Below are 8685 nucleotides of genomic sequence, written 5' to 3' on the forward strand. Positions count from 1 at the left end.
GGGTTCGTGACGGGCGGAGTGACGGGCGGGGTCACGGGGGGCGCGACCGTCCCGCCGCCGCCGTTCGCGGCGTTCTCGGCGGCGATGCGCTCCTGCTCAGCGGCCCAGGCTGCCTGGCGGGCGGCCTCTTCCTGGGCGGCCTTGAGGGCAGCTTCCTCGGCGGCCTTGCGCGCGGCCTCCTCGGCCTTGCGGCGCTCCTCCTCCTCGATGCGGAGTCGCTCCTCGTAGCCCTGGACCGTCGTGGCCGTCTCGTCCTTCAGCGCGGCGAGCTGAGCCTCGAGCTGCTTTTCCTGCTTCTCCTGGTTCGCGAGCTTGGTCGAGGCGTCGGCGGCGGCCTCCGCGGCCACGTTCTTCGCCTGCTCCTTGACGTCGCGCAGGTCCTCGCGCTCGGTGCGGGCCTCGGCGGCCTGCTGCTCGAGGGAGGTGGCGTTGTTCTGGGCCTGCTTGGCCTCTTCGTAGAGGTTCGTGTTGCGCTCGGTCGCCTTGGACATCATGGCGAGCTTTTCGAGCAGCACGTCGGCGGTGGAGCCGTCCTCGTCGAGGAGGAGCTCCATGTTCTGGTCCATGCCGCCGGTGCGGTACATCTGGGAGGCGAGCGAGGCGGCCTGCTCGGAGTTCCGCTCGGCCTCGACCTTGCTCTCCTCGGCGGCGGCGCTGAGCTGGTTGAAGCGCTGATCGGCCAGGATGAAGTCGTCCTCGGCCTGCATGTATGCGTTTCCGGCGACCAGCGAGGCCTCCTGGGTGGACTTCACGTCCTTCTTGACCTGGACGATGAGGGCCTCGATCTCGGTGACCTTCTTCGCGGCGGCGGCCTGGTTGCCCTTGGCCTTCTGCACGTCATCCCAGGTGGGGAGGTCGAGCGCGTACGCCGGGGGCGTTGCCGCGCTCGTGGATGCGAAGGTGACTCCGAAAATGGCCAGTGCCCCGATGAGCGCGAGCGCTCGGGTCGATCTCTTCGGCTGTTTCATACGTACGTTCCTCAAACCCATCATCCCGTTTGCTCTGCTTTTCGACCGGATCGGCGCGCACCGCAGACACTCTTCAGCATCCCGCGCGTGTCGGGGAAAAACCCCGAGAAATCACACGTCACCAGTCCAACGTAACACTCTTTTGGGTGCTGTCGAGGGTCAAATTGCGATGAAACGCCGCCCCGATTTGCACTCGGCCGCATCTGCCCCGTAGAGTTATGTCTCGGTAGTTGATGCAGCAACAAGCAGGACAAGCACGACACGGCCCCATCGTTTAGTGGCCTAGGACACCGCCCTTTCACGGCGGCAGCACGGGTTCGAATCCCGTTGGGGTCACGAAAACTACCACTACAATTGAATATGCAACACAAGCAATAACAGCAGGAAACGTATGGCCCTGTAGCGCAGTTGGTTAGCGCGCCGCCCTGTCACGGCGGAGGTCGCGGGTTCAAGTCCCGTCAGGGTCGCCGAGTGCGACAGTGGCTCTTCTCCGGAAGAGCCACTTGCATTCTCGTAGGGTGACTTTTTGCTCTACGGCTCTGTAGCTCAGTTGGTAGAGCGTTCGACTGAAAATCGAAAGGTCACCGGATCGATGCCGGTCGGAGCCACTGCCCTTCACGAGGCTTCTACTCGTGAGGGGCTTTTTCTTTTGGGCGAATCGGACCCAGTTCTGGCCGCAAGCAGGTGCGCCTCGCGAGGTGAATCACACGATTCGATCACCTCGAGCCCGAGTGAATCGTCGCGCTGGGCCATTTCCGCACGATTCCCGTGACCGAAATCTTCGCTTGCCTCAACAGGTGGCACCTCGGGTCTGGAGTCGTTCAAGTACTGTCCTTGTGAGGGCTGGTGCCGGATCCCTCACCGCGGGCGCTGAAAAGTTCGTCACGCACCGTTCTTGCTCGCCCTGCGGCCTCTTCGCACGCGCGAGAGTATCGTTCAGTGGCTTGAGGTCTCCTCCCGAAAACTCCTGAATCCCCCTGAGAATCCCGAACGCGTCGCCGCCTGCTCCGAGGTTGTTGCGCTCCAGCACGGCAAGCTCGCGACCCTGTGCGGCAAGCGTCCCTCGGCGGCGATGGCTGAGCTCAACGGCGTCGCACTGCTCAGCACTGCTCAGCACTGCTCAGCACTGCTCAAGGGTGGGCGACCCAGGCTCACCGCCGAGGACTGCGCGCCCCAGGCGACGCGGCCGGGCGGGGTCAAGCGGCGGAACCTTTCTGGCGGGGCTCGCCGCCTGGCTCGTGAAGATCTACCCAGAAGCGAGCGCGATGGCGAGGAACACAATTGCTCCAGTGCTGGTACCTGAGCGGGCGAGGTTGCGACGATTCCAGGGCATTTCGAAGTGCTGACGTGCGCTTCGGCGCTGGGCCTCAGTGTGAACCGGTGCCCGCTCGAGCGCGTTATTGAGCGGCACGTTCCCAGCCGCGGTGATACCAAATGTCAGCACGGAGCAGACCGCTCCCGCAACGGTCGGGAGCATGGGGGCTGAGCCACCGCGCCAGAAATGCAGTGCCGCGCACGCCACGGCGGCGATCGGGGCAGCGAAAAAGACCGCCAGAAATCTCCCGTTCAGGATCGCTGAGTTGATCGCTCGAAACGTGTGCACATAGATGGAGTCGTCCAGCCGCCGCATTGCTGGACCGATTGCGACGGCGAAGACGAAGAACAAACCGGCAAGTAACCCGTTGGCAACGAGCGCCAGAATCATGATGGGGTTGAGCAGGAGCGCAGGCATGGTTTTGGTCGTTCCCTCACGAAGTTGCGCGGTGGTCAGTGGTAGTCGTGACGCCGAAACGCGTCACCACGGAATCCGGGTGGAGCTTTGCTCCGGTGAAGGTGTGCATGGTTCGTCCTTTCTGCCGGGAACCAGCTCTTGCGTCCGAAGGTAGCGCCCAAGCTCGGATCATGCCATGGCTCATTCGCCGATCCGCTGCTCGAGGTGCGGGCGGGCGGGTCATGATGCGCCGTGGCAACGTCTATCAGTGTGCGCAGCGGATGCCCGGCGGATGCAATCGTTCGATCCGCTCCGGCGACCTCACCAACCTCGTGGAAGAAGCCCTGCTCGCCACGTTCGAGCAGATCACCCACCGAACGGCGAGGCACCTCACGCAGTTGTTGACCGTGGGGGCGGCGGGGCGGGGTTGGGATCGCAGAACGAGCGGCGGAAATGAATACGCGGCGGAACACTTGCCTGGAGAGCGTCTGGATGCCTACTCCCGGCAGGTCTGTCGCGTGTTCTTCGTGAATGCGAGGCGCAGCAGAGCCGCGACACCGACTCCCGCGACGGTGATCATGTAGGCCCCGTGGGGGCTGGTGAGGGTGACGAGGAGTTTGGCTGCGGTGGCGAACTGGATGGTGGCTGCAAGGAACACCGTCACGGTCAACGGAGTCATGAGCCTGCCACACCGAGAACGCAGGCGTTCGTCGAGTCGAATGAGGAGGAGGAACCCGAGCCCGAACGCCGCGATGATCGCTGCGGGCACGGTCGGCACGTGCGGCCCGTCCGGGTCGAGCCGACGGAGTGTCTGAATGACCGGGAACCAGATCGTAACGACATAGACCGCAGCGGAGGCCCCGCTTGCAAGAAACGCCCACCGTTCCGCCCGTCGGGCCTCGTCGGCTCCTCCGAACCAGCGGGTAACGGTTCGTGGGGGCTTGGTCAGGGCGATGGAGGCAGTGAGGAGAGCGTAAGCACTGCTCGCGGCGGCGATGGGGACGACGTCGATGATGCCGTGATCGCGGGCTGGGCTGAACAGTGATGCCACGACGCCGGAGGCGCCGACGGCGCCCAGGAGGGCGAGGGCCCGGAATCGGTTCTTGCGTGGCTGGCTCATGGTGCTCCTTCCTTCTTGTCCGGGTGCTGCCTCGTGTGCGGAGACGCATCGGCGCGGGGGTATTCCGGTTGTGTGGGGCGGCGCTTCGGGATCGCGCAGCCGATCAACGTGGCGATGGCGAGGGCGATCCCACCGACGATGATGGCGGGAACCGCGGCGTCGGTGAAGCCGGTGGGGGTCAGCTCGCCGCCTGCGGCCGTGAAGATCGCGGTGAGGGTCGCGATACCGAGGGCGACACCGATCTCGCGGGCTGTGGAGTTTGTGCCCGACGCGGTGGCCTGATCCTCCGGGGCCATGCCGTCGAGCACAGCGGTGGCGAGGGGAGCGAAGACGAGACCCATGCCGATCCCGGCGAGGACGAACGGCGGCACTAGCACGGGATAGGCGACGCGGGGATCGAGGACCGCAGCGATCCAGATCAAGCCCGCCGTCATGCACGCCAGGCCCGCGACGATAACCGGTCGGGTGCCGACCCTCGGGGTGATGAGTCCGGTCAACGGGGCAACGAGCAGCGGGGCCATCGTCCACGGCATCGTCATCACGCCTGCGTGCAGCGGGCTGGCTCCCTGCACGAGTTGCAGGAACTGGATCAGGATGAACACGGCCCCGAAGACGCCGAGCGAGAACACGACGCCGACGAGGTTCGCCGCGGTGAAACTCCGGTTGCGGAACAGGCGCAGGGGCAACAGCGGCGCAGTCACTCGCGTCTCCCACCAGACGAACGCGAGCAGCAGGATCGCGCCGCCGATCAAGGGAACCAGGACCTCGGCGCTCGTCCAGCCCGCGTCGTTGCCGCGCACGATCCCGAACACGAGCGCGAACACCCCGAGGCCAGCCAGGAGGAGACCGACGAAGTCGAGCCGCTGGACGCGGCCCCGTGATTCGGGCAGGGCGTAACGGATCAGAGGCAGGCAGATGAGGCCGATAGGCACGTTGAGCCAGAAGATCGCCTGCCAGTTCAGCCCTTCGACCACGGCCCCGCCGATCAGCGGCCCAAGCGCGACGCCGAGACCGGAGATACCTCCCCAGATGCCGATAGCCGCCGGGCGCACCCGCTCGGGCACCGACGTGCTCAGCAGTGTCAACGACAACGGCATCAGTGCCGCCCCGCCTGCGCCCTGGATTGCACGAGCGACGATGAGCATCCACGCCTCATCGCTGAACCCGCACGCGAGCGAGGCGAGCGTGAACACCACCAACCCGATCGCGAAGACCCGGCGGCGACCGAAACGATCAGCGAGAGCTGAGGCCATGAGGATCAGCGAGGCGAAGCTCAGGGTGTAGGCGTTTACCATCCACGTCAGCTCCTCGAGCGATGCCCCGAACTCGGCCCGGATCACCGGTAGCGCGTTGGTGACCACGAGGTTGTCGAGCGCGGCCATGAACATCGGCAGCGATACCGCCACCAGCACCAGCCACACCGGGCGGCGTTTCGTCGTCTCGCTCATCCGCCCTCCTTGTTGTAATCAACTGAACACAAGTCACAATAGTAATCAAGTGATAACCTGTCAACATGACCGATTCCCGCCCTCAACGCCTGCCCGCCGCCGAACGCCGAGAACTGATGCTCGACGCCGCCAGCATCGTGTTCGGCGAGCGCGGCTACACGGGAACCACAACCGATGCCGTCGCCGTTGCCGCCGGGGTCAGCCAGGCGTACATCGTCCGCACGTTCGGCTCCAAGGAAGCCCTCTTCGCCGAGACCGCCGGTCGCGCACTGTCTCGCATCGAGGCCGTGTTCCGTCAGGCTGCTGCGCCGGACTCCTCCGCTGGGGACACCGTGCAGGAGCGGCTTGGCCGCGCATACGTCGATCTGGTCGCAGACCGTGGCATCCTGCTCACCGTGATGCACCTGTTCACGCTCGGGCACCACGACACGTTCGGCAGCCTTGCCCGAGACGGTTTCCTGAGCATCTACCGCCTCCTGCGCGATGAGATCGGCCTCACCCCGCAGGAGGCTGAGGGATTCCTCGCCAAAGGGATGCTCATCAACACGATGCTCGGCCTCCGACTCCCAGACGTCGTAACAACCGAACCTGACGCCGGGGAACTAATCGCCTGCGTCCTCGAAGACGCCACCGAAGAGGTCGTGACACTGACGACCGGACACCGACCCCTCGGCTCAGCCGCCAGAAACTCAAACTGACACCGGACCGCAGCGTCACCGGATCGATGCCGGTCGGAGCCACTGCCCTTCACGAGGCTTCTACGCGTTCTTTTGCGCGAATCACGCGCCGATCTGACGCCGCGCAGGCGTGCCTGGTGCGAGGAGCCGACACGATCCGTCGCCCGGCGCATCGTGGTCGTGGACCGTTTCCGCGCCGGCCTCGTGGCCCAGGCTTTCGGCATCTTCGTCAGGTGATGCCTCGTGCGGCCGAGCCGTTCTCGCTCTCGGCGCGGCACCAAGGGCCACGTCATCAGCACACACGAGCCCCCGCCGCCCAGCTCGGCGGGATGCCCTGGCCAGGATTCAATGGGTCCTCCACAGCCCTCCGCAGTCACCCGGGTCAGGGGCGTCGCGTCCCCGCCGTCAGCCATTCTCGGTCCCAGGCCGCGATCAGGGCCGTCAGGGCCGGGACCTCCTCGTACTGGAGCAGGTGGCCACGGTTCGGAAACACGTGGAAGGTGCCGCCGGTGAGACCGCTCGCTTCGGGGGTCAACGCCCACGCGGGGCTGAGCGGGTCGCGATCCGCGCCGATGACCAGGGCGGGTCGCGTGACCGCCGGGGCGTACTCGGTCACCGTGGTCGCGATCGTGGCCCGGTAGCTCTCCAGAACGCTGTCTCGGGAGCAGAACGCGCCCGCCTGCCGCAGGTGTTCCTCACGGATCCACCGCCGCTCGCGTCGATCCGGTGTGCTCGTCATGAGGGCACCGCTCAGTCCCGCGATCCAGCGGCTGGCGAGCAGCCGCCGCCCCAGCGCTTCCGGTAGGACGCTCGCGAGCGCGTAGTAGGCGCGCGCGGCAGCGGTCGCGATCCGCTTCGGCCCGGTCAGCGGCGAGGCGAGGATCGGGTTGATGAGCACCACGCCCTCGTGCGCGGCGCCCTGGGCGATCGCCGCGGCGACGATCACGCTCCCGAAGGAGTGGCCGAGCAGCAGCTGTGGGGTCGGCACCTGCTCGGTCACCCCCAGCAACCACGCGCCGTACCGCTCAGCGTCGTGCCCGCCGGGGAGCGGACCGGATGCGCCGCTTCCGGGCAGGTCCGGCACGATGACCCGGTAGCCGGCCTCGCCGAGCCGCACCGCGAGGGGTTGCAGGCCCTCGTGCGTGCCACGGAAGCCGTGGATCGCGAGGATCGTGGGCCCGTCGTCCGGGCCGTACGCGTAGAGCGCGGTCCGGGTCCCCCGAACCAGCAGGGTCCGCTCTGCCACGGGCTCACACCGCATAGGGCAGCCCTCGCGGATTGCTCGCGCCCCGCATGCGATGCAGCTCCTGAGCGTGTCGGTAGAGCGTTTCTGCCCGGAGCGTGAGGGTGCTTTGCAAAAACGCATCGCTTGGGCGCTCTACGGCGGGTGCGTTCTCCCGCTCCCCCAGGAAGCGCCGGATCGTGGCGGCAAAGGCGTCGATGGAGTCATCCGGCGCGGCGAAGCGGAGGTGTTCCGGAAGATCACGCCCGATATTTCGGTCGCGCAGGATCACCGGCGTGCCGACGGTGACGGCCTCGTAGACGGTGAGGCCCTGCGTCTCGTAGCCGAGCGAGCTCTGGACGACGGCGTCGGCGTCCCGCATCGCCCACAGCACCGCGTGGTGCGGGACCGCGCCGAAAAACCGCACCCGCGGGGCAATGCCGAGAGCGGCAGCTTGTCGCTGCGCGGCGGCGAGCTCGCTCCCGGAGCCGTAGACATGCACGTCAGCGGCAACGTCCGCACGGGCGAACGCGGCCAGGAAGTCGCCGAGGCGCTTTTCCTGGCTGATCCGGCCCGGCCAGACCAGCACGGGCGTCGCCGTCGGGGTGTGGGGCCGCGCGCGGACGGCCTCGGCGAGGGCATCATCGACCCCCGTCGGGAGCACGACAATGTTTTCCTCGATGCCGTAGGAACGCAGCCGCTCGGCGAAGTGACTGCTCGGGGCGACGAGGACATCGGCGCGCTCGGCAAACGCGCGCGTATAGTCCGCAATGCTGTTGATCTTGGACGTGCGGAGGTACCGCTCCTGCGCCGCGAACATCATCCGGAACACGGTTTTCGGAAACGGCAGGATTGCGGGCAGGCCGACCTCGATGTTCGTGTGCATCGTGTGCACGAGCGGCAGGTGATGCCGTTCGGCGAATCGGTATCCGTTCCACGCGCCCCACACGTCGCCCTGGACATGCACGCAGTCGATCGGAGCACGGCGAGCGAAAGCGCGGTCTATCGCGGCGTCGAAGCGGGCACCTGCGGCGCTGAAGGCGTGCTCCCCGATCGGGAGCGATCCGACGAGCACATCGTGTTCCCGCGCGAACTGCGGGGACGGGCGGTGCCTCGACTTGGGCGCGCAGACGCTCACGGTGTGGCCGCGCTGTTCGAGGTGAGTGCGTTGTAGGCTGAGCGAGACCTGGAGGCCGCCAAGGCTGGCCGGGTGCTGGTCGGTAAAGAAGGCAATGTGCATGGGGCGTCCTATCTGTGGGCGGGATGCGGGCCGGTGGCAAGCCGCGGGGATTCGGGGGGCGCGGTGCTCCGCCGCAGGCGGCTGACCCCGGCGACGCCGAGGCAGGCGAGCACCCCGCAGCCGAGAAGGACGGCGGACGCCGGGGCGGTGAGCGTGGCCTCATTCAGGACGGTGATGCCGATCACGGCAGCGGTGAGCGGGTCCACGATCGTGAGCGCGGCAACGACCACGGGCGTGGGAAAGTGCTGATGCGATCGCTGGAGGAGGACGTTTGCCATGATGCCGCCGACGGCCACGCA

Annotated in this window: 7 protein-coding genes, 3 tRNA genes and 1 pseudogene; 4 read left to right on the forward strand and 7 right to left on the reverse strand. The window is 66.9% G+C overall.

Features of this window, described 5'->3' with window-relative positions:
* Positions 1-968, reverse strand: a 968-nt coding sequence (locus OOT08_RS07245; protein WP_325091927.1) for a M23 family peptidase, incomplete at its 3' end; no start/stop codon positions are given.
* Between the two features lie 263 nt (positions 969-1231).
* Here OOT08_RS07245 and OOT08_RS07250 point away from each other — a divergent pair.
* The 3 genes from OOT08_RS07250 to OOT08_RS07260 all read left to right on the forward strand — a co-directional run bounded on the left by OOT08_RS07250 (position 1232) and on the right by OOT08_RS07260 (position 1576).
* Positions 1232-1304: transfer RNA gene (locus OOT08_RS07250), tRNA-Glu, on the forward strand.
* 57 nt (positions 1305-1361) lie between these two features.
* Positions 1362-1435: transfer RNA gene (locus OOT08_RS07255), tRNA-Asp, on the forward strand.
* Positions 1436-1503: 68 nt separating this feature from the next.
* Positions 1504-1576, forward strand: a tRNA-Phe gene (locus OOT08_RS07260).
* Between the two features lie 638 nt (positions 1577-2214).
* Here the strand turns inward: OOT08_RS07260 and OOT08_RS07265 are convergent.
* The 3 genes from OOT08_RS07265 to OOT08_RS07275 all read right to left on the reverse strand — a co-directional run bounded on the left by OOT08_RS07265 (position 2215) and on the right by OOT08_RS07275 (position 5247).
* Entirely contained in the window at positions 2215-2700 is a 486-nt protein-coding gene (locus OOT08_RS07265; RefSeq protein ID WP_325091928.1) for an anthrone oxygenase family protein, read from the reverse strand.
* Between the two features lie 475 nt (positions 2701-3175).
* The gene (locus OOT08_RS07270; protein WP_325091929.1) at positions 3176-3799 is read right to left on the reverse strand and encodes a hypothetical protein; all 624 of its coding nucleotides are present in this window, start codon (positions 3797-3799) and stop codon (positions 3176-3178) included.
* On the reverse strand, positions 3796-5247 hold the full coding sequence (locus OOT08_RS07275; RefSeq protein ID WP_325091931.1) for a DHA2 family efflux MFS transporter permease subunit: 1452 nt from the start codon (positions 5245-5247) through the stop codon (positions 3796-3798). Before OOT08_RS07275 ends, OOT08_RS07270 begins: the two co-directional genes overlap by 4 nt.
* A 65-nt stretch (positions 5248-5312) precedes the next feature.
* Between OOT08_RS07275 and OOT08_RS07280 the strand changes: the two genes are divergently transcribed.
* Positions 5313-5945: a TetR/AcrR family transcriptional regulator gene (locus tag OOT08_RS07280; protein ID WP_325091932.1), complete on the forward strand. Its 633-nt coding sequence runs from the start codon at positions 5313-5315 to the stop codon at positions 5943-5945.
* Positions 5946-6306: 361 nt separating this feature from the next.
* Here OOT08_RS07280 and OOT08_RS07285 read toward each other — a convergent pair whose 3' ends face one another.
* The 3 genes and pseudogenes from OOT08_RS07285 to OOT08_RS07295 form a co-directional block, all read right to left on the reverse strand.
* Positions 6307-7170, reverse strand: a complete 864-nt coding sequence (locus tag OOT08_RS07285) for an alpha/beta fold hydrolase (RefSeq protein ID WP_325091933.1) — start codon at positions 7168-7170, stop codon at positions 6307-6309.
* Positions 7171-7174: 4 nt separating this feature from the next.
* Positions 7175-8386, reverse strand: coding sequence for a glycosyltransferase (locus OOT08_RS07290; protein WP_325091934.1), 1212 nt, complete (start codon positions 8384-8386; stop codon positions 7175-7177).
* A gap of 8 nt (positions 8387-8394) precedes the next feature.
* Positions 8395-8685 (reverse strand): annotated as a pseudogene (locus OOT08_RS07295) (hypothetical protein); the annotation flags it as partial.

It is taken from the genome of Leucobacter sp. M11 (genome assembly GCF_035726885.1).
Lineage (GTDB): Bacteria > Actinomycetota > Actinomycetes > Actinomycetales > Microbacteriaceae > JAPFRB01.

Coding starts and splice junctions, on each gene's coding strand:
- OOT08_RS07265 (WP_325091928.1), bottom strand. CDS start 2,700: ATGCCTGCGCTCCTGCTCAACCCCATCATGATTCTGGCGCTCGTTGCC.
- OOT08_RS07270 (WP_325091929.1), bottom strand. CDS start 3,799: ATGAGCCAGCCACGCAAGAACCGATTCCGGGCCCTCGCCCTCCTGGGC.
- OOT08_RS07275 (WP_325091931.1), bottom strand. CDS start 5,247: ATGAGCGAGACGACGAAACGCCGCCCGGTGTGGCTGGTGCTGGTGGCG.
- OOT08_RS07280 (WP_325091932.1), top strand. CDS start 5,313: ATGACCGATTCCCGCCCTCAACGCCTGCCCGCCGCCGAACGCCGAGAA.
- OOT08_RS07290 (WP_325091934.1), bottom strand. CDS start 8,386: ATGCACATTGCCTTCTTTACCGACCAGCACCCGGCCAGCCTTGGCGGC.